17 protein-coding genes, 1 pseudogene and 1 riboswitch are annotated in these 20,305 nt (G+C 31.2%); of the genes and pseudogenes, 6 read left to right on the forward strand and 12 right to left on the reverse strand.

Annotated elements, in window-relative coordinates:
* Nucleotides 1-94 precede the first annotated feature (94 nt).
* A complete protein-coding gene (locus ACQY6M_RS03470; protein WP_428740415.1) occupies nt 95-1,288 on the forward strand; it encodes a hypothetical protein in 1,194 nt (397 codons plus the stop codon).
* Nucleotides 1,289-1,427: 139 nt separating this feature from the next.
* Here ACQY6M_RS03470 and priA read toward each other — a convergent pair whose 3' ends face one another.
* Nucleotides 1,428-3,872, reverse strand: a complete 2,445-nt coding sequence (gene priA, locus ACQY6M_RS03475) for a replication restart helicase PriA (protein WP_428740416.1) — start codon at nt 3,870-3,872, stop codon at nt 1,428-1,430.
* On the reverse strand, nt 3,872-4,582 hold the full coding sequence (locus ACQY6M_RS03480; RefSeq protein WP_428740417.1) for a hypothetical protein: 711 nt from the start codon (nt 4,580-4,582) through the stop codon (nt 3,872-3,874). Before ACQY6M_RS03480 ends, priA begins: the two co-directional genes overlap by 1 nt.
* A 220-nt stretch (nt 4,583-4,802) precedes the next feature.
* Between ACQY6M_RS03480 and ACQY6M_RS03485 the strand changes: the two genes are divergently transcribed.
* Nucleotides 4,803-5,150, forward strand: a complete 348-nt coding sequence (locus tag ACQY6M_RS03485; RefSeq protein ID WP_428740418.1) for a hypothetical protein — start codon at nt 4,803-4,805, stop codon at nt 5,148-5,150.
* Between the two features lie 27 nt (nt 5,151-5,177).
* Here ACQY6M_RS03485 and ACQY6M_RS03490 read toward each other — a convergent pair whose 3' ends face one another.
* Both ACQY6M_RS03490 and ACQY6M_RS03495 read right to left on the reverse strand, forming a co-directional pair.
* Nucleotides 5,178-5,744, reverse strand: a complete 567-nt coding sequence (locus ACQY6M_RS03490; RefSeq protein WP_428740419.1) for a redoxin family protein — start codon at nt 5,742-5,744, stop codon at nt 5,178-5,180.
* Nucleotides 5,745-5,810: 66 nt separating this feature from the next.
* Nucleotides 5,811-7,439 carry an aminopeptidase P N-terminal domain-containing protein gene (locus ACQY6M_RS03495; RefSeq protein ID WP_428740420.1) on the reverse strand — a complete coding sequence of 543 codons (1,629 nt, stop codon included), beginning with the start codon at nt 7,437-7,439 and terminating at the stop codon, nt 5,811-5,813.
* A gap of 168 nt (nt 7,440-7,607) precedes the next feature.
* Here ACQY6M_RS03495 and gcvT point away from each other — a divergent pair, with 168 nt between their 5' ends.
* Entirely contained in the window at nt 7,608-8,690 is a 1,083-nt protein-coding gene (gene gcvT / locus ACQY6M_RS03500; protein ID WP_428740421.1) for a glycine cleavage system aminomethyltransferase GcvT, read from the forward strand.
* A gap of 266 nt (nt 8,691-8,956) precedes the next feature.
* On the opposite strand, the gene ACQY6M_RS03505 is transcribed toward gcvT, so the two are convergent.
* From ACQY6M_RS03505 to ACQY6M_RS03520, 4 genes are read right to left on the reverse strand one after another with little or no spacing between them, the layout of a single operon-like run.
* Complete coding sequence (locus ACQY6M_RS03505; protein WP_428740422.1) at nt 8,957-10,063, reverse strand: efflux RND transporter periplasmic adaptor subunit; 1,107 nt, start codon at nt 10,061-10,063, stop codon at nt 8,957-8,959.
* 32 nt (nt 10,064-10,095) lie between these two features.
* Nucleotides 10,096-11,313 carry an ABC transporter permease gene (locus ACQY6M_RS03510; protein ID WP_428740423.1) on the reverse strand — a complete coding sequence of 406 codons (1,218 nt, stop codon included), beginning with the start codon at nt 11,311-11,313 and terminating at the stop codon, nt 10,096-10,098.
* Between the two features lie 2 nt (nt 11,314-11,315).
* The gene (locus ACQY6M_RS03515) at nt 11,316-12,545 is read right to left on the reverse strand and encodes an ABC transporter permease (RefSeq protein ID WP_428740424.1); all 1,230 of its coding nucleotides are present in this window, start codon (nt 12,543-12,545) and stop codon (nt 11,316-11,318) included.
* Nucleotides 12,546-12,547: 2 nt separating this feature from the next.
* Nucleotides 12,548-13,252: an ABC transporter ATP-binding protein gene (locus ACQY6M_RS03520; protein WP_428740425.1), complete on the reverse strand. Its 705-nt coding sequence runs from the start codon at nt 13,250-13,252 to the stop codon at nt 12,548-12,550.
* Nucleotides 13,253-13,399: 147 nt separating this feature from the next.
* Between ACQY6M_RS03520 and ACQY6M_RS03525 the strand changes: the two genes are divergently transcribed.
* Entirely contained in the window at nt 13,400-13,813 is a 414-nt protein-coding gene (locus tag ACQY6M_RS03525; protein WP_428740426.1) for a thiol-disulfide oxidoreductase DCC family protein, read from the forward strand.
* A gap of 50 nt (nt 13,814-13,863) precedes the next feature.
* Here the strand turns inward: ACQY6M_RS03525 and ACQY6M_RS03530 are convergent, their stop codons facing one another.
* Entirely contained in the window at nt 13,864-15,744 is a 1,881-nt protein-coding gene (locus ACQY6M_RS03530; protein WP_428740427.1) for a TonB-dependent receptor plug domain-containing protein, read from the reverse strand.
* Between the two features lie 90 nt (nt 15,745-15,834).
* A riboswitch (cobalamin riboswitch) is annotated at nt 15,835-16,062 on the reverse strand.
* Nucleotides 16,063-16,119: 57 nt separating this feature from the next.
* Here ACQY6M_RS03530 and ACQY6M_RS03535 point away from each other — a divergent pair.
* A complete protein-coding gene (locus tag ACQY6M_RS03535) occupies nt 16,120-17,238 on the forward strand; it encodes an ABC transporter substrate-binding protein (RefSeq protein WP_428740428.1) in 1,119 nt (372 codons plus the stop codon).
* 111 nt (nt 17,239-17,349) lie between these two features.
* A complete protein-coding gene (locus tag ACQY6M_RS03540; protein ID WP_428740429.1) occupies nt 17,350-17,937 on the forward strand; it encodes a hypothetical protein in 588 nt (195 codons plus the stop codon).
* 23 nt (nt 17,938-17,960) lie between these two features.
* Here ACQY6M_RS03540 and ACQY6M_RS03545 read toward each other — a convergent pair.
* The 3 genes and pseudogenes from ACQY6M_RS03545 to ACQY6M_RS03555 form a co-directional block, all read right to left on the reverse strand.
* Nucleotides 17,961-18,568 (reverse strand): annotated as a pseudogene (locus ACQY6M_RS03545) (alpha-ketoglutarate-dependent dioxygenase AlkB family protein).
* Between the two features lie 67 nt (nt 18,569-18,635).
* A complete protein-coding gene (locus ACQY6M_RS03550) occupies nt 18,636-18,881 on the reverse strand; it encodes a hypothetical protein (protein WP_133536105.1) in 246 nt (81 codons plus the stop codon).
* A gap of 47 nt (nt 18,882-18,928) precedes the next feature.
* A complete protein-coding gene (locus ACQY6M_RS03555) occupies nt 18,929-20,128 on the reverse strand; it encodes a hypothetical protein (RefSeq protein ID WP_428740431.1) in 1,200 nt (399 codons plus the stop codon).
* Nucleotides 20,129-20,305: the final 177 nt, after the last annotated feature.

A 20,305-nucleotide genomic window follows, 5' to 3' on the forward strand; every position in this document is an offset into this window, starting at 1 on the left:
TCTACTATCTAGTAACTTGGCTAGTATTGAATATTATAAATCATTAAACGATTAATTTTTTTTAAAAAAATTGCGTGCAATTTGAATAAAACCTATGATAAAAGTTGAATATTTAGTATTCGTAGATAGCAAAAATGTAAAATGTGCTAATATAAAATCCTTTGAACATTTGATTCAATCAGACCCTGACATACAAATTGACAGAGGAAAAATCATTTTTAAAGAAAATTTCAAGGCTTCATATTCTATTAATTCAGGAAAAATAGCTGAAACAGAGAAAGTATATTTTCATCTAAAATTTTCAGTTACTAAAACTTCTGAAATTGATAAGTTAACAGATTTACTTAAAAGTGTTAAATCAATTTTCTCAATAATTACCAAGTCACCACAAACTTTGTTTGACGGTATAAGTCAACACTATGCCAACAAAGCTTATCCGACTATCTACGAAATAGAAAATTTAATGCGTAAATTAATAACTAAATTTATGCTAATAAATGTTGGAGCAGACTGGACAATAGAAAAAGTTCCTGATGATGTTAAAAACTCTATAAACAAAGAAAATAAAGATTCTACTTACCTACATAATGTGGATTTCATTCAGCTCAAAAACTTTTTATTTAGTGAAAAATATACAGTTAGTAAAGACAACCTTATCAATAAACTAAAAACTTCTAAAGATTTATCCGAACTCAATCTAACAGAACTTAAACAGATGATTCCTATCTCAAATTGGGACAGATATTTCTCAAACGAAATACCAATAAGCCAAGAAAAGTTAAATCATCAGTGGAGTGAATTATACAATTTAAGATGTAGTGTAGCCCATAATAAAACATTTACAAAAGCTGATTTCAATAAAGTTAATGATTTAGTAAATAATTTAAAGCCAATTATTGAAAAAGCAATAGAAAAACTAGATTCGATAGGTATTAGTAAAGAAGAGAGGGTAAACCTTGAGGAAGAAGTTGCAGGAAATTTTAGTCCTTTCTTTGGTCACTTTATTTCTCTTTGGAAAGAATTAGAGAAAGTCATTTACAAAACTGTTAATGCTAAAGTAAAAAACGAAGAAGCCGAATTAATAGACAAAAGAAGAACTTTTGGTGGGGATTTGAGACTTTTAAGGAACCTAAAATATTTTGATGAGAATACGTATTACACAATTATGCGTTTAAGACAAATTCGAAATCGGCTTGTTCATTTCGATGATAATATATCTGAAAATAAAATTTTATCTAGTATCGCTGAATTAAAACATACAATCGACAAAATGAATGGGTGGTTATAAAAACCTACATACAACTCCGTATACAATTTATTGCTAGTTCTTGCCAACTTGCGAAAAATCATAGTGCCTTATATTTGCTAAATTACGTTCTAAACCACAACAACAAACCATACATAAAACATCAGTAAAATTAAAACTCCTAATAAGCATCCACATCAATAATAAAACGGATAGGTCTAAAATCTTTTACTGCTTCAAAGGTATTTTTAATTTTTTGTAGCTGTTCTTTGGTTTTTCCTAAAGATTGTTTTGGTGGAATTTTAATCACTAAATTTTTAATGTACTGGTTTCGGATACGAGAAACCGCAGGTGCCGAAGGTCCCAATACATTTTCGTGAAATACATTTTGTAAGGCTTTCGCTAACCAGTTGATACCGCTATCTACCTTGGTATAATCCTTATGTTTCAGCGTAATTTTTATCAAACGATAGTACGGTGGATAATGAAACTGCCAACGGTCTTGTAGCTGCTCCTGATACATTTCAGTATAATTCGTCGTAGAAACCTGCTGTAAAATTTGATGATACGGATTGTAGGTTTGTATGGCTACATTCCCTTGTTTTTTGGTACGTCCTGCCCTACCCGATACTTGTACCATTAGTTGAAAAGCACGCTCGTGCGCTCTAAAATCAGGGAAGTTTAACATGGAATCTGCATTCAAGATTCCTACCAAAGAAACATTATCAAAATCCAGTCCTTTAGAAAGCATTTGTGTTCCAACCAAAATATCGATCTCTTGAGCTTCAAAAGCACCAATGATTTTTTGATAACCGTATTTACCTCGTGTAGTATCCAAATCCATTCGACCAATAACGTGATTTGGAAATAGCTCTTTAAGTTCTAATTCTATTTGTTCCGTTCCAAAACCTTTGGTATCTAAGGTAGCACTACCACAAGCACCACAACTGTTCGGCATCGCACGTTGGTAATGGCAATAATGACATTTTAATTCATTTCGGTATTTATGATAGGTTAAGCTTACATCGCAATTCGGACAATGCGGAGAAACTCCACAAGTGGTACACTCAACCACTGGTGAAAATCCACGTCGGTTTTGAAATAAAATCACCTGTTCTTTTTCGTCCAACGCTTCGGTAATCATTTTTAGCAAACAATCAGAAAAATGACCTGTCATTTCTTTTTTTCGATGCTTCTCTTTAATGTCTATCAACTCAATTTTAGGCAACTGAATATTTCCAAAACGACGTTTTAATTCAATAAATCCGTATTTGTTTTGTTTCGCATTAAAGTAACTTTCTAACGATGGTGTTGCAGAACCCAATAACACTTTTGCTAGGTGTAAATGTCCTAACACCACTGCTGCATCACGCGCATTGTAACGTGGTGATGGTTCAAATTGTTTGTAAGACGTTTCGTGCTCTTCATCAACCACTATCAATCCTAAATTTGAAAATGGTAAAAACAACGAAGAACGAGCTCCTAAAATAATTTGCGCCTTCGGTTTGCTTTCTAATATATTATTCCACACCTCTACACGTTCGTTCATGGAATATTTAGAGTGAAATACCGAGATAAAATTCCCAAAATAGTTTTGCAAACGGGTAATAATCTGGGTAGTCAAAGCTATTTCGGGCAACAAAAACAATACTTGCTTCCCTTCAGCAATCACTTCTTTTATCAATTTTACATAAATCTCCGTTTTACCCGATCCTGTAACTCCGTGTAACAAACTTACATTTTGAGTTTCAAAAGAAGTTTTTATTTGCGTAAACGCTTCCTGTTGAAATTCATTCAACTCTTTAATCTGATTCGTTTCTCCTTGATAATTGATTCGATCGGTTTGAATATGATAAAACTCGAAAATATCTTTATCAACCAATGCTTTTAATACTGCTGATGAAGTTCCCGATTGCTCTTCTAAATCCTTCGCTTTTATAGGCTTTTTAGACGCTGCTAATTGAAAATATGTCAATACAGCATCACGTTGCTTTTTAGCTCTTGAAAGCTCGTCTAACAACGCTTGTAAACCTTCGTTTGAAGTATAGTTGTTGTGCAAACGCACATACTTTACCAATTTAGGTTTATAGGTTTCGTAAATTTCTTCTTTAATATATACCGCGCTTTTCTCAATTAAACCATTAATGGTTGGCAATACAGTTTTCTTACCTAAAATATCCGAAACCTGATGAATGGTTAATTGTGAATGATGCTGTAAGGCTTCAAAAATTAAAAACTCATCATCGGTTAACATAGTTTCCTCTGTGAATTCCTCATTTTTATAAATAATAGTTTCACTTTCTAATAAAAACGCTGACGGTAAGGCTGCTCTATATACGTCACCCAACGAACACATATAATAGCTCGAAAGCCATTGCCAATGCTGTAACTGACGTTCATTTACAATTGGACGATCATCTAAAATTTGATGAATGTCTTTAGCTTCATATAATTCTGGTGCAGTTTGATGAATGTTAAACACCAAGGCAGTATAAATCTTACTTTTCCCAAAAGAAACAGCCACACGCATTCCTTTTTTTAGAAAAGAAGCTTCTGCTTCAGTTACCACATAGGTAAATGTTTTCTGTAGTGGAATCGGTAATATGACGTCGATAAAATGTGGCATTATTCTACTATTTCTAATGGAGCTGGTTTTGGTGGAGGTGGAAGTTTTATCAAATTTCCACTCTCATCAAATAATCTAAAGTCTTTTTCTAATAATATCTGAAGAGGATATACTCTTTTTAATGAATCAATATTACGTTTTTCAAAACTTCTAATAAAGTTGAAATATGATACTGAAATAGTATCTAATACATTATCTAACCTCTTTTTTGATTTTTCTGTTAAATTACGATACCTAAGAAGAATAATACTTCTATCAGGACTATCAGAATAGCCATAATCTTTTCCCCAATTTAATAGTTGTTTCTTTAAATACTTTTCAAAATTTTTAACATTAAGTTTTTTTTCTTCTTCATGAAAAAAAAATGTTTCATTCTCTTTAAAATCCCCTTCTAGTATAATTGTATTTTTCTCTTTAGGACAAAAAGTTGGCAAATGACACTTTATAAAAAAATTAATATTTAGAGGTATATTATAGTTTTGTGTTCTTACATACTGTTTTTTGGATGTAACCTTTTTATAATATTCATATTTTTCATGATACTTATCAAAAATAGTAATTGTATCTAAATCAAAAACAAAAGTAGAATCTGTATTTATCTCTGTAGGAAAAACATCTTTCATTGATAAAACTCGCTCTTTAGGTTGTTTTGAACATGAAATCATCAATAAGAATAAAACAGGAATTATGTATATGGTAGTCTTCTTCATCCAATATCAAAACTACACAAAAATCAGTAGATTGAAAATAGCAATAGCAACTATTCTACATAAAAACTAGCTGTATTGAATTTTGCCCTTCGCTTCTTTCAAAAATTCTTAAACTGTGTTAAAACGCGTTAATCTTTTGATAAAAAACACTTTAAACTGAAACAACTCACTTATTTACAGAGTCTTATAAGCAGCCTCTCTAACCTATAAAACACTAATTATGAAGAATTTAAAATTATTTTTAGTAGTACTTGGTATGAGTATGCTAACATCGTTTACTGCAATTGCAAACAACGAAACACCGTCAACAACCAAAAAAGCCTTATCTGTTGAAATCGCTACTTTAATAGGAAACAGTATTCCTGTTGAAGTTTTACAAGAAGTTGCCACCGAAGTATCTTTTATGGTAAATAGTAAAAATGAAATTGTTATTATTGATGTCGCCTCTGAAAATGAAGAGCTTTGTGCTTATATCAAGAGCAAATTAAACTATAAAAAGATTACTACAAAAAATGTAAAGAATGAAGAAATTTACTTTTTACCGCTAAGGGTAAAAAAACCATCTTAGTATGCTACTATAAACACGGAGGATTATTTACATAGTGCTCTGTGTTTTTTGTTCAATCAACTTATCTAGCAATTCTCGAATACTTTGACTACTCCAATCTGCAGGACCTCTTTTATCCACCATAATAGTTCCATTTTTATCTAAAATAAATGTAGCCGGTATTGAATTGCTTACTAATTGATCTGGTGTTCTTGAAAGTATATTATAGGTTGGTAAATTATACTCTTTTTCTTTGTAAAAACTCTCTATAGTTGTCCAATTTTCATTACTCACAAAAACAAATTCGACCTTGTCTTTATAATCATCGTATAGTTTTTGGATACTTGGCATTTCAGCAATACAAGGCGGACACCATGTTGCCCAAAAATTTACAAAAACAACTTTATTTTTTAATGCATTAAAATCAATATTCGCCGTATTTAAACCTTTTAAACTCCAGGTATAATCGTTGAGCTGCTCTCTTTTTTCTTCTTGTATTGCAGAAGGTGCAAAAGAAATTAAACGAATGAAATATACTTTTGTTGGTGGATATAATAATAAGCCTATTATAACCACAAAGATGATATTGGTAATTGTTTTTCTATTCAGTTTCATTTGGCTTATTTTGCTTGTATACATATGTTGTCGGCTTAACTTCAATTCTATTACAAACCGACCTAATTAATCTAAACTTGGTAATACAAACTCGTCTAAAACACTTTTTTTAGCCATCATTTTCTCAATATTTTCAACGGTTCTTGGAGCTTCAGCTGATAAGTTTACAGGTTTGTTTTTTGTAATTAAAATATCGTCTTCTATTCTAACTGCAATTCCCCACCATTTTTTATCGCAAGGACTTCCTTCAGGAATATAAATTCCAGGTTCAACTGTAATAACCATGTTTTCTTTAAACTCTCTATAAGTTCCCGGATCATGAACATCTAATCCAATGTGATGAGAAGTACCATGTGGAAAATAGCTATGTTTTGCTGAAGGAGCACTAATAATACCCAAAGCTGCTAATCCTTCATTAATAATCTGTTTTGCAGCTTCTCCTGGCTTCCAAAATTGATTTCCAGGTTTACATACCTTGATTCCTGCGTCTTGTGCTTTTAAAACCAATTCGTAAATAGCTTTTTGTTCTGGAGAAAACTTACCATTTGCTGGTATGGTACGAGTCACATCTGCTGTGTAGCCTCTATATTCTGCTCCTAAATCCATTAAAACTAAATCCTTTCCTACTTTAGTTTTATTATTTTCAATATAATGTAAAACACATCCATTATTTCCTGCACCAACTATAGATGGGTATCCTTCATACTCAGCTCCATATTTTTTGTAGACAAATTCATGAATCCCTTGAATTTCAGTCTCCGACATCTCAGGTTTCATAGCCTTCATTACTTCTATTTGTCCTATAGCTGAAATACGTATTGCCTTCGTTAACAATTTTAATTCTTCTGGTGTTTTTACTTCTCGCATTTCAGCAAGTGCCGTTAGTAAAAACTTAAAATCTATGTTTATTTCTCTTTTACTAAGATCTAATTTAATTTTTTGTTTTAGCTCTTTTCTCAACCCATCATTATCTGCTGAGATATATGCTTTAATAAACGTATCTTCTTTATATTCTGGATATATTTCTAAGCTTTGTGATAAGTTCTTTGCTACTTCTCCTAATTTCGCATCAGGTAAATTTGCTATAGCTTTATGAATATATTGAACGTTAGGGTTCTTAATTTTCATATTATGATATCCTGACTGATCTTTAAACGCTGTTACTAAATCGTAAATTTCTCCATTATCTCTTAAAGAGTTACTGTAATCATCACTAAACTTTAATATGTGAACATTATCAAAACTTTTAAAATTAATAGCATCCGTAGCAAATTCTTCTGATGTTTTTGCCATCGCAAATCCTAACTCTCTTTTCACTCCTTCAACCCCTAAACGCTTCCCGTTCCACATTTCAAACATTGAATCTCTTTTAGGTACATATATTATTTCATCGTAACTATTTCCTTCAGCATCTTTTTGATTATCAGAAAATATAACCAATACTGCATTAGGCTCTCTAAACCCTGTTAAATAATAAAAATTAGGATCTTGATGATACACATAATCTACATCATTTGCTCTATTTCTTATAGGGTTTGCGAAAATAACTGCCATAGAGTTTTTAGGCATTTTTGATCGTAAAATCGCTCTTCGCTCTTTATGAAAATCGGCTGATAAATAATCTGTAGGAGTTTGTGCTAATACAATAACACACATATTTAGTAAGAAACAAGCAAATAGTATTTTTTTTAACATAGTAATAAAATTTGTTACTCTCAAATTTAGCATTCTATCGTAGAATGAGGAAAATATTAACAAATATTTAGGTAATATTGTCTTATAATATTACACAGATTCGCCCATATTGTTTGCTAATTTTTCAATACTTTAGCATCACTTTTTTAAAACAAACAATACACAATAATGAAAAATACAGCTTTATCACATGTACATGAGGCTTTAGGAGCAAAGATGGTTCCTTTTGCAGGTTACAATATGCCTGTACAATACGAAGGAGTAACTGCTGAACACGAAACCGTTAGAAAAGGAGTCGGTGTCTTTGATGTTAGCCATATGGGAGAGTTCTTTTTAAAAGGAGAGAATGCATTAGCTTTAATTCAAAAAGTTTCTTCTAATGACGCTTCTAAATTAACTCCGGGTAAAGCACAATATAGCTGCATGCCAAATAATGATGGCGGAATTGTAGATGATCTAATTATTTACATGATTGCAGAAAATGAATATATGTTAGTAGTGAATGCTTCTAATATTGAAAAAGATTGGAACTGGATTTCTAAACACAACGATTTAAAAGTTGAAATGGAAAACCGTTCTGAAGACTGGTCATTATTGGCTATTCAAGGTCCAAAAGCTGCTGAAGCAATGCAATCGTTAACATCGGTAGATTTATCAACTATTAAATTTTACACTTTTGAAATTACCGAATTTGCTGGAATTCCAAATGTAATCGTTTCTGCTACTGGATATACTGGTTCTGGTGGATTTGAAGTATATGTAAAAAACGAAGATGTTGAGCAACTTTGGAATAAGGTTTTTGAAGCGGGTAAAGATTGGGGAATTAAACCAATTGGTTTAGCAGCTCGCGATACTTTACGTTTAGAAATGGGATATTGTTTATATGGAAACGATATTGACGATACTACTTCTCCTTTAGAAGCTGGTTTAGGATGGATCACTAAGTTTACGAAAGACTTTGTAAATGCTGAAGAGTTAAAAGCTCAAAAAGAAGCGGGTGTTTCTCGTAAATTAGTTGCTTTTGAATTGACTGAACGTGGTGTTCCTCGTCATGATTATGAAATCGTTGATGCAGAAGGAAACAATATTGGTCGTGTTACTTCAGGTACCATGAGTCCATCTTTAGGAAAAGGAATCGGATTAGGATATGTTACTATTGAAAATTCAAAAGTTGATAGTGATATTTTTATTCAGGTTCGTAAGAAACAAATTCCTGCTAAAGTGGTTAAATTACCTTTTTATAAAGGATAAAATAAGAACACATTTTTCATAAAAAAAGCAGCCTTAACAGGCTGCTTTTTATTACCCCTATGTAAAATAATTTAATCTTTCCCCCAAAAAATTAAATTAAGTACTCAGCCTTGCTTCCGAGCGTACCAAATATCTACCATAAACTCACTATTTAACTCTTAAGTTCCTTGAACGATATGTTTTTAGCTATAAGTGTTTACTATCATAACATAAAAGAAAAAGCAGCTCATTTGAGCTGCTTCTTTCTTATTAATCGCTTTTAACGATTAATCATTCCCCTTCTTTTCATCTTCTTTAGATACTTTATTCCATATTTTGATATCATCATCTGCAGAAACTCCTTCTAAAATTTCAACATTCACTCCGTCTGATATTCCTAATTTAACATCTCTCTTTTCAAATTTTTGCTCTCCTACTTTTACCTCTACATAAGGTTCTTCTGTTTTTCTATCAAACTGTAATAATGCCTCTTTAATTGACAGTACGCTATCTTTCTTTGCCAAAACAATTTCAGCATTTGCACTATAACCTGCTCTGATAAAGTACTGCTCATCTAAGGTAACGTCAGCTTTTATCTTAAACTGAACAGCTCCTCCGTCATTGGTTCCTTTAGGCGCTATAAAGTTTAAAACTGCTGGAAACTTTTTATCTTCAATAGCACCTAGAGCTACTTCGATATTTGTTCCTTTTATTAATTTTCCTACTTCCGATTCATCTACTTGTCCCTCAAAAATCATTTTGGTCATGTCTGCAATCGTTGCAATTGTGGTTCCTGCATTAAAATTATTAGACTGAATAACTTGATAACCTTTTTTTACTGGGATTTCAACTACCATTCCTGAAGTAGTTGCTCTAATATTCGTATTGGCTCCTGAAGACCCTGCTGACCCTTTCTTGATAATTTGGTAATCATTTTGAGCATTTCTTAAGTCTATCTTAGCCTGATTATATGATAACTCTGAAGCTTCAAATTCTTTACTTGAGATTACTCCTTTATCAAACAAGCTTTTGTTTCTATCATATTGAGTTTTTGCATTGCTCAATTGGATTTGTATAGAATTAATTCTTCCCTTTGCACTTTGTAATGATTGCTCGTTAGGCACCACTCTTACGGTTGCTAATAAATCACCTGCTTTAACTATAGTTCCTTCTTCAACTACAATTTCATCTATAATTCCTGCTATTTGTGGTTTAATTTCTACTTCTTCTAAAGGAATCACTTTTCCTGTAGCTACACTCTTTTTTACAATATTAGCTTTGAAAGGTTTTTCTGTATCATATTCAATTGGAGATGCACTGTTCTTTTTTCCAAACCATATTAGCACCGCTATTAATGCTAAAGCTATTCCTCCAAAAATGATTATTCTTTTCATTTGTTTGTATTTATTTTCTTGTTAATTGACTTTTATTCTTCTCTTAATGCTTCAATTGGTTGAATTATTGTTGCCATATATGCAGGTATAAAACCTATTAAAGTTCCTAAAACTATTAAAACTGTGTATGCTATCAACACTATTGGAATATCTACTGTTGGGTTCGTTAATAAATCAGCAGCATCAATTCCCATTAATATCAAACCTCCTGCTATAATTCCTAATGATCCCGCTAACAATGTTAAGAAAACAGATTCTAAAATAATTTGCTGTCTTATTTTTCTTGGTGTTGCTCCTAAAGCTCTTCGTATTCCTATTTCTTTAGTTCGCTCTTTTACTGTAATTAATAAAATATTTCCAATAGCAAAAACTCCCGCTATTAAAGTTGCTATTCCCACAAACCACGTTAAAAATTGCATTCCGGTTAAAAACCCTGTTACTTTAGCAATTTCTTTTCCTAAATTAAACCCTCTAAAGGCTCTATTATCATCAGGGTGAATTTTATGCAAGCTTCTTAACAGCACTTTTACGTCTGACTCAACTTGCTCTATATTGTATTCAGGTTTTCCTGTAATAACCATCCACCTAAATTTATCTCCTTGGTTATACACTAATTTAAAAGTACTAAAAGGAATGTGTATGTTATTGGTTCCTTCAAATCTACTTGGCTTGTATACACCAATTACCATATAACCAATATTGTTTATTTTGATGTAAGAGCCAAGTGCTTCTTCATTTTTATCAAACAACTGCTTGTACACCTCTGTACTGATTACACAAACTTTTTTATTTTCATTTATGTCTTGTTGGTTTATAAATCTTCCTGCTGTTAACTTTTTCTTCTGTACTTTATCCAATAAAGGATAATCTCCAAAAACGGTTAGCTCTGCTGTTTTTAAACCATATACGACTTGACTTCCAGTTACATTTCTTGGTACTACAAATTCAACACCTTCTACTTCACTTCTAATTTTTTCTACATCATTTGTAGTTAAATCTATTTGTCTACCTTCTTGAAAGCCTTTGAAAGGTTTAGAGGTTTTACTACCAGACATAAAAACACTATTAGTAGCAAAATCACCAAACATGCTATTAAACCCGTTTTCAATTCCTTTTGCTGCTCCTAAAAGTCCTACTAACAATAATATTCCCCAAAACGCTCCAAAAATAGTTATTACTGTTCTTGTTTTATTTTTACGAATACTACCGTAAATCTCCTGCCAAGTATCTGAATCAAATAAAAACTTCATAATTAATCTGCTCTTAGTGCTACAATTGGTTTAATTTGTGCTGCTCTTTTTGCTGGTAAATATCCAGCAATCATTCCCGCTAAGATTAAAGTTATCGTAGCTCCTACCACCACTGGAGTAGATACTCCAGGATTAAGAATAAAATACTTTTCTAAGCTAGGTCCAGTTATTTCTAATATTCCAACTCCTAAAACCAACCCAAAATAACCTGATATTGCTGTGATTAAAATAGCTTCTAACATAATCATAGACACTATAGCTCCTGGTGTAGCCCCTATGGCTTTTCTAATTCCTAACTCTTTGGTTCTTTCCTTAACTATGTACACCATTATATTACTAATTCCTACCACACCAGCTATTAAGGTTCCAAAACCTATAATTAAAATTAATATACTTAACCCGACCATCATTCCTGTTACTTCTTTGTTGTCAGAAGCATAGTTGTGTACTCGTATTCCTCTTTGATCATTAGGATCTATTTCATGCTTTTTCTTTAGCTCTCTGTGCATTTGACTACTAAATGCAATAGCTTCTTCAATACTTAACTCAGGATTATATGTCATTCCAAATTCATCTACATGATCATTGTTCCCATAAATTTGTTGCATTGTAGAAAAAGGAGTATAAATAAAGCGTTCATCACCATCTCCCCCTGGGTCAGAAAAAACTCCAATAACCTTATACATGATACCTCCTATATTCAATTGTTTTCCGTATGCACTGACTTGACCAAACAAATCTTTTTCAACCATTCTTCCAATCACAACAATTTTGGCTTTTTCTTTTATATCTCTAAGATTTAAAAAACGCCCTTCTGTTACTTCGGCTGATTCAAGAATATCATATTTAGGATAAACCCCACGTAACGTATAATTATCTTCTTCAGTCTTATATACCACTTTTACACTTCTTTGTAATCGTGGACTAATCATTTGAATTTTATCAGAATACTTTTCTTTTAAAAAATTAAAATCATCGTTTGTAAATTGTATCCTTCTTCCTATTTGATGCCCTTTATAGGCTTTGGTTGTAGTGTTTGGCCATATATATATTGAGTTAATTGCATCTTTAGCAAACTCATTTTTAAATGTATTTTGAAGTCCATTACCAATACCAAATAATAATGTAAATAACAAAATCGCAAAAGCTACCGTAAAACCTGATAAAATTGAACGAAGTTTATTTTTACTAATACTTTGAAATATTTCCCTCCAGCGGTCTAAATCAAACATAATTAAATTGCTTTTGCTTTTTTCGTTTCGACTTGTGTTAACTCATCACTGATAATAACTCCATCTTTTAAACGTACAACTCTATTTGTTTGTGCAGCTACTTCTTCTTCGTGTGTTATTACAAAAACAGTCATTCCTTCATCATTAATTTCTTTTAGTAAGTCCATTACCGAATCTGTTGTAGTAGAATCTAACGCCCCTGTTGGCTCATCTGCTAATACCACTTTTGGTTTCGTTACCAATGCTCTTGCAATTGCTACACGTTGTTTTTGCCCTCCTGAAAGTTCATTAGGTAAATGATTTGCCCATTCTTTTAAACCTACTTTATCAAGATATTCTAAAGCTATTTCTAATCGCTCTTTTCTAGCTACTCCTTTGTAATACAATGGTAAAGCAACATTTTCTAATGCTGTTTTATAAGAGATTAGGTTAAATGACTGAAAAACAAACCCTAAAAATTTGTTACGAAGCACAGCCGCTTTTTTTTCATTTAAGTTTTCAATTAACTCCCCATTTAAATAGTATTTCCCTTCATCGTGAGTATCTAACAAACCTACAATGTTTAATAAGGTAGATTTCCCAGAGCCTGAAGATCCCATTATGGATACAAATTCACCTTCTTTTATATGTAAGTTTAATCCTTTTAAAACATGAAGTGAGTCTTTTCCTATTGGATAAGATTTATGAAGATTTTCTATTCGAATCATAATGTTAGTTAATTTTTAAATAAAAATAAATATTGATATTTCTAATTGTTACTAAATTATTGTTAAATCATTATTTACTTTCTTACAAGACGCTTAATTTTGGTTAATGTTACAATTTAATCTTTTAATTTTTATAAAACACTACAAATGAACAAACTACCTGTAAATAAAAAAATTATTTTATTTGATAGCATCTGCAATTTTTGTAACGATAGTGTGCTAAAAATTATACGATATGACACGAAAAATCAGTTTGTATTTACTTCTCTTCAATCTGACATAGGACAAGAAATTACTCAATATTTGGGTATAGATACTTCAAAAGTAGATTCTATAATTTTATACGAACCAAATGTCTCGTATGACATTAAGTCTTCTGCAGCTTTAAAAATTATGAACGCTTTTGGTGGTCTTTGGAAGTTGACTCAGATCTTTTGGATTATCCCAGAAAGTTTAAGGAATATAGTGTATGATTTTATTGCTAAAAATCGGTATAAATGGTTTGGTAAAAGAGAAGAATGTATGATTCCTTCAAAAGAGATTAGAGATAAATTTATATAAAAAAATCCTCCTTAATTTAAGGAGGATCTTGCATTTAATATATAAATGAATTAAAACTGAATTCTTAATCCTAATTTATAGTTTCTTCCTCGAGCTGTATAACCACTTACATCTTGGAAATTCTCATTCAATAAATTCGTTACATTTCCAAATAAAGTCACTTTATCTTTTAAAATTTTGTGATTCACAAACAAATCAACCACATCATAAGAACTTAATACTTCTCCAAAAGTTTCTCTTTGACTTGTATATCTATAAGTAGCTCCAACAAAAGTTTTAGGGCTCATATTATAATTTACTCTAGCTCCATATTTATGCTTAGGTAAGTTAAGTAAACTTAATCCTCCGTTAATATTAACATAAGTATAGTCTCCAGATATCACTAAATCTTTTATTGGTGTGTAAGATAAAATTGCTTCAACTCCTTTTAAATTATAAGTCCCATCATTATTTAAGTATTTTCCACCACTCCATAATACTTTATCAGTCTCTTCTCTATAGAAATAAGTAGCATTTACCATTAAATTGTCTAGAACATCAAATTCAAAACCTCCTTCAACTGTAAAGTCTTTTTCTGGTTTTAATTCATCTACACTATCATCTTTATTAAAAATTTCTGATAATGCTGGAGTAATAAAAGCTGTACTATATGATGTGAATATTTTTAAATTTCTTTGCTCAGATACCTCAAAATTAAATGATGGGTTCACATTATAAACAAAGTTATTACCATATTCATTATGCATATTCATGCGCGCACCTGCATTTACATTCAATCCAAAATCAGTATTATAGTTTACTGATATATAAGGATCGTAATAATGCTGTTTTGCTGTTCCCTCTTCTATATTTCCATAAGCAGAATCTTGAAACATATCTTGATATTGACCAGCAACCCCTAACACAAATGAAAGTTCTTCTAAAACTTTATAGTTGTTAAATACATCAAAACCGTAAACTTCTCCTTTAAAGATGCTATTGCTTGATGATGTAGAGTTTCTATCAATTTTTGTATAAAAACCTCTTGCTTTTAACTCCCCCTTAGAATAGTTGAAATCTGTACTAAAAACAGCCCTTTTTTGTTCTGTTTCAGCAAAATAATCAGCATCTCCTAGTGGGAAACTAGAATCAAACTCGTTATAAAATTTATTATAACTTCCTTCAAGTCCAACTCTTACTCGGTTATCAACCTTATATCCAATTTTTAACAATGCATTTTGTCTATAAAACTTGTCTTCTTTATTAGGGTTGTTTTCATCTGCACTTTCAATAGACGATAATCCTGAAGAGTTATTAGAGTTTACCCCTAATAAATAATCTACTTTATCAATTGTTCCGTTAAAATTAAAATTAGCTTCAAGTTCATCGGCAGCAAACTTATTATGTTCTGCTGATCTATTACTACCAACCGATGTCGTAAAAGTACCTCCAAATTCTTTCTTTGATGATTTCTTCATGATAATATTGATAACACCTGTAGCTGCCCCAGAACCGTATAATACTGATGAAGCTCCTTTTAAAACTTCAATCGATTCAACTTGATTTAAATCTAATTGTCTTAAATCAAAATCTCCTGCAATTGATGAAGGGTCGTTAATGTTCACCCCGTCTATCAACACGGCAACATGCTTGTTTCTTCCCCCTCTAATGTATACTCCTAAATTTTGACCTCTATTACTTTGAGCCCCATTGATTTCAATACCAGGAATTTCATTTAAAACTTCAACTAAAGTTTTTCCTACTCTTTCTTCAATTTGTTTTGAAGTTACTTTATAAACTATTTTTCCTACATTCTTTTTATTGGTCTTCGTTTTTGTAGCAGTAACCACAACTTCGTCCAACTCTTCCGTTTTTTTTTGCTCTTGAGCAAAAATCTTTGTGCTCGCAAATAATGACGCGATTACACCAACAATTAGTAATTGTTTGTTCATTTTTAATGATTTAATTTTTTACAATTAATCAGGCTAAATTTTGTGTACGAAAAAGACTTTAAGTACATAAACTTTTGTCCCGAAAGTTTTACTTTTATATTGATGTTGGCAGGTCTCCTGACTTATTTATCGTTGTAAAACCTTCCCATTCTTTTTTGAACAGTGGTATAAAGTAATTTACAACAACCTTTTGTTAAGGTACTGAACTTCGTTCAGCATAAACTTACAGTTGCGGGAACAGTTTTGGATTTGCACCAAATTCCCTTTTAATTTCTTGTAGTAGAATACTACTAGAAAACCAAAATCGGCGCAAATGTAGTTTAAAAATTGTTATTAGAAAATAGTTTTGTATTCTTGCTGATAAAATTAACAACTATGTATACTTCTCTATTTAGGGTGCTCTCACTTTCTCTTATCTTTTCAATAGTAACATCTTGTAAGACAGAAACAAAAGATAGCCCTAAAAAAAGTCAAATCCATTCGAGTACAATTGAATATGCTACAGGATTTGACTTAATTCAAAAAGAAAATCAGACACAGATTATTGTTAAAACACCTTACCCAAATTCTAAAGAAACTTTTACATATACTTTAGGTTCTGGTGTAAATGATATTAAAACCCCTATAGAGAAAATTGTAGTTACCTCAACAACTCATATTCCTGTACTTGAATTATTAGGGAAAGAAAAAACATTGGTTGGATTCCCTCATACCAGTTATGTTTCTTCTGAAAAAACTCGTGCTTTGATTGATAGCGGATTTGTGAAAGAACTCGGAAAAGAACAATCGTTAAACACCGAAGTTTTACTGGACTTAAACCCAGACGTAGTTATTGGGTTTTCTATGGGAAAAACCAACAAAACACTTACTACTGTGGAGCAAGCTGGTATTCCTGTTGTTATAAATGGTGATTGGTTGGAAGAAACTCCTTTAGGTAGAGCTGAATGGGTAAAATTATTTGGTGCCCTTTATCATGAAAACCAAAAAGCAGACAGTCTTTTCAATGCTATTAAAAGTAACTATACAGAAGCTGTTAAAATAGCTCAAAAAGCAACTACCAAACCTACCGTTCTTTCTGGAGCTATTATGAGTAAAGATGTTTGGAACTTACCAGCGGGTGAAAGTTTTGTTGCTCAATATTTAAAAGATGCCAACCTTGACTATTTATGGAAAGACTCTAAAGGAAAAGGAAGCTTGTCGTTAAGCTTTGAAAGTGTTTTAGATACTGGAAAAGAAGCTGATTTTTGGATAGCTCCTGGGCATTACACTACTAAAGAGCAGTTGTTAGAAAGTAATCCTCATTACGCAGAGTTTAATGCTTTTAAAAATGATAAAATTTACTCCCCTGCCATAAAAAAAGGAAAAACTGGTGGTACTTTGTATTATGAATTAGCGCCTACCCGACCAGATTTAGTGTTAAAAGATATTATTAAAATAACCCACCCTGAGTTATTGCCTAATTACGAATTGACATTCTTTGAGAAGGTAGAATAAGTCTAGATTGATTCTTAATCTTTAAACTATTAACTTAGCTATTGTTGGATATAATTCATTAAAATGAAATCATGTCCTCAATAATGTTAAAAAACATTTGAAAAAACTACTATGGAAAGAATAACATATTTTTTCATTATACTTATTTCTATCTTTTTTATTCAATGTAAAAAAGATAGTAAAACCGATAAAAATTCTATTAACTCTAAAAGAAAATATAAGTTTGAAAAAGTAATTTTTCAATATGATTTAGGTAATAATAATCGAAGAGACGTTGGTGTTTATGTAAACGGAAAAGATACCGTAGTTTTTAGCGAAAAACAATATAAAAACGGAAAAATAGATACTATAAATAGTCTATTTTATGAAATTGAACTACATAAAAAAGAAAATTTATATAGAGGGAAGTTGGTTTATTATTATGATTCTATAGAAGAAGGAAAAATTAATTTTATGAGTCTTTGTTTGATTAAAAAGATTAATAATAAAAGAGAAAAAATGGTTTTTGAAAAAGAAAACAGTAATACTTTAGAAATTAATTTCAACTATGATAATGACACGATAATGGGAGTTTTGTTTGTTCGACATTTTAAAGATACAATTGAAAATGGTGAGAAGAAATTAAGAATGAGAGAGAGATATTTTCCTGTAGATAATTATGAAAAGACAAATAATCCTTTTATAGGGATAAAGCCATAATAAAAACAATTTAGTAACTAAATCTACCTCACAATCGTTCGAAACGTTAAGTTCACCCGTGGTCGGTGGACTTTTTTGTAGGTGGTAATCGGTGTAACCAGTAAGTCTGCGTTTCGTCTTTCATTACCAATAACGAACCGTGTTGCAATACTAACGAAACAACTTCTTTAGTTTGTTTATGTTTAAATCCGAATTTACGTTCTGCTCCTAAAGTTAACGAGGTAATGGCTCCGTTCTTTTTTAGGTCTTTTTCACCATCGCTATGCCACGCCATTCCTTCAGAACCATCATGGTACAAGTTTAATAAACAAGAATTATATGTTTCGTCGGTTTCCTTCTCCACTAATTCTTTTAAGGCTAACAATTCTTTGGTAAATGGTAAGGCTGTTTTGGTAATGTTAGAATAAGAATATTCAAATGGTTGGTCGGCATACCAAGCTACTTTTCGTTTGGTTACCATGCGCTTTCCAAAAATGATAGCTTCATCATTACGCCACTCAATGGATTTTAATAAAGACTCGTAATAATCATCCGCTTCCTTTTGAGAAAGAACAATTCCATAATAGTTTACGGTTCCATCTTTCGGAAGTAAATTTTTAGGAGTTTCATCAAATTGTGAAAATAAATCCATCGTTATATAACTAAAAATCTCCTGTTAAAACAGGAGATTTTGATCTAATATGAACTACATTATTATATTAATACTGTTGCTCTGTACCACCACCACAATTACCAAAAAAATCTCCATGAGCTAAATGCGCTTCTACAGCATTTTTACTAATAGTAATTGAATGAACATTACTTGGATTTCCTGGAGGTACGTGACAAATAGTAACCTTTGGTTCTTTTCCTTTTGAATCTTTACCTTTTGAAATAGGTTGATTCGTTAACAAAGGAGCTAAAATAAAACTTAAGCTAAAAATTAATGTTTTGATTTCCGTCATATTAATGAAATTTTGGGGGTTAATCGACCCAAATATACAAAAAGTAACTAATTTCTAAACTTATTTTTAGTAATAATATGTTTCAGTTTTTGTTTTAAATCGGTACCTGTATCGTATACCATTTGCTCGCTAGAAGGAAAGCCTATTAATCGTTCGTTCAATAAACCTAAAAGTGGATTATCCAATGCTCTTTTGTCTCCATCATAATCGGCATATACATGTTCAAAAACAAATTCACTTTCAATTGGAAACTTTTGTAATAGTTGTTTGGTTCTATTATCAATATATTTTACAACTCCAGTAACTCGACTACTTTTAAATTGTGTGAACTGATAAAATTTACAACGTATTGTTTTATACTTGTCTACTTTTATTTTGTTTCCTAAACTATCTTTTACATAGTTTCCATTATCATCTAACAAATATTTGAATCCGTCTTTTATTCTCTTCTCTTTAATAATTTCTTTTTCGCGAACTTGTTCTGGAGAAACTTCAATTTCTCTAAAATCTAATTCCAAATCAAAATCATAACGAATATTTCTATCTCTTTTAGAATGATACACTGTCCATAAATCGTTCAATCCATAGGTATCAATTGCCAGTAAATCGTTTTCTAATCTTCTCGGAATTATTTGGTTTGTTCTATTTCTTACCGATAAATGCACAAAGTCCGTTCCTCTATCATGAGCTTCGTCTAACAACTCTCTTGTATCTCTATAGTTAGGACTGATGTTATCCAAGTGTCTTAACTCATCAAAAGCTCTTCGGTAATTAATTTTATCCCGTTCACCATCATTTAATAAAGCAACACCATTTTCATATAAGTAATTCGCATAGTTCTCTTTTGATTCAATGATGTTATTCTCATAATTTACCAATTTAAATTTAGCTTCTCTTCCTGAAGAGAAAATTCGCAATGGTAATAATGGTCTTATTCTTTCTTGTCTATGATGCAATTTTTGGTACAGGTTGTAAATAGCTTCAAAATTTGCTGGATTTTGCTCTTTTTCTAAAAATGATATTCGTGCTAAATCTCTATCTGTTGCTTTGGCAAAAGCTTCTTGAAGCATGATTACATATGGCTGATTCTTTTCCTTAGTTTTATTTTTTGCTAAGTTCTCTATTGATAGCGAGATTGCCTTTTCATAATTCCCAGAATTAATTGCTTTCTCCGTAGTTTTCACGCTACTACAAGACATTAAAACTAGCATTGAAAAGATAGATAGTAGAGTAATTTTTTTCATCATAAAGTTTAAGTTTCGCAAGAAAAATTCAATTATTGTGCCAAAACTAAGCATTCTTTTCAACTTAAACTTTATGAATACACATAATGTGTGCTAATCAAAAAAATTTAACATCTAATATAAAATTAAACATCTAAAAATCAGGATATTTTTAAATTTTAAATGGACAAACACCTTTTA

It is taken from the genome of Tenacibaculum sp. (assembly GCF_050290165.1).
Lineage (GTDB): Bacteria > Bacteroidota > Bacteroidia > Flavobacteriales > Flavobacteriaceae > Polaribacter.

Excerpts from the sequence above, each read along its gene's own strand:
- ACQY6M_RS03470 (WP_428740415.1), top strand. The coding sequence starts at position 95 with ATGATAAAAGTTGAATATTTAGTATTCGTAGATAGCAAAAATGTAAAA.
- priA (WP_428740416.1), bottom strand. The coding sequence starts at position 3,872 with ATGCCACATTTTATCGACGTCATATTACCGATTCCACTACAGAAAACA.
- ACQY6M_RS03480 (WP_428740417.1), bottom strand. The coding sequence starts at position 4,582 with ATGAAGAAGACTACCATATACATAATTCCTGTTTTATTCTTATTGATG.
- ACQY6M_RS03485 (WP_428740418.1), top strand. The coding sequence starts at position 4,803 with ATGAAGAATTTAAAATTATTTTTAGTAGTACTTGGTATGAGTATGCTA.
- ACQY6M_RS03490 (WP_428740419.1), bottom strand. The coding sequence starts at position 5,744 with ATGAAACTGAATAGAAAAACAATTACCAATATCATCTTTGTGGTTATA.
- ACQY6M_RS03495 (WP_428740420.1), bottom strand. The coding sequence starts at position 7,439 with ATGTTAAAAAAAATACTATTTGCTTGTTTCTTACTAAATATGTGTGTT.
- gcvT (WP_428740421.1), top strand. The coding sequence starts at position 7,608 with ATGAAAAATACAGCTTTATCACATGTACATGAGGCTTTAGGAGCAAAG.
- ACQY6M_RS03505 (WP_428740422.1), bottom strand. The coding sequence starts at position 10,063 with ATGAAAAGAATAATCATTTTTGGAGGAATAGCTTTAGCATTAATAGCG.
- ACQY6M_RS03510 (WP_428740423.1), bottom strand. The coding sequence starts at position 11,313 with ATGAAGTTTTTATTTGATTCAGATACTTGGCAGGAGATTTACGGTAGT.
- ACQY6M_RS03515 (WP_428740424.1), bottom strand. The coding sequence starts at position 12,545 with ATGTTTGATTTAGACCGCTGGAGGGAAATATTTCAAAGTATTAGTAAA.
- ACQY6M_RS03520 (WP_428740425.1), bottom strand. The coding sequence starts at position 13,252 with ATGATTCGAATAGAAAATCTTCATAAATCTTATCCAATAGGAAAAGAC.
- ACQY6M_RS03525 (WP_428740426.1), top strand. The coding sequence starts at position 13,400 with ATGAACAAACTACCTGTAAATAAAAAAATTATTTTATTTGATAGCATC.
- ACQY6M_RS03530 (WP_428740427.1), bottom strand. The coding sequence starts at position 15,744 with ATGAACAAACAATTACTAATTGTTGGTGTAATCGCGTCATTATTTGCG.
- ACQY6M_RS03535 (WP_428740428.1), top strand. The coding sequence starts at position 16,120 with ATGTATACTTCTCTATTTAGGGTGCTCTCACTTTCTCTTATCTTTTCA.
- ACQY6M_RS03540 (WP_428740429.1), top strand. The coding sequence starts at position 17,350 with ATGGAAAGAATAACATATTTTTTCATTATACTTATTTCTATCTTTTTT.
- ACQY6M_RS03550 (WP_133536105.1), bottom strand. The coding sequence starts at position 18,881 with ATGACGGAAATCAAAACATTAATTTTTAGCTTAAGTTTTATTTTAGCT.
- ACQY6M_RS03555 (WP_428740431.1), bottom strand. The coding sequence starts at position 20,128 with ATGATGAAAAAAATTACTCTACTATCTATCTTTTCAATGCTAGTTTTA.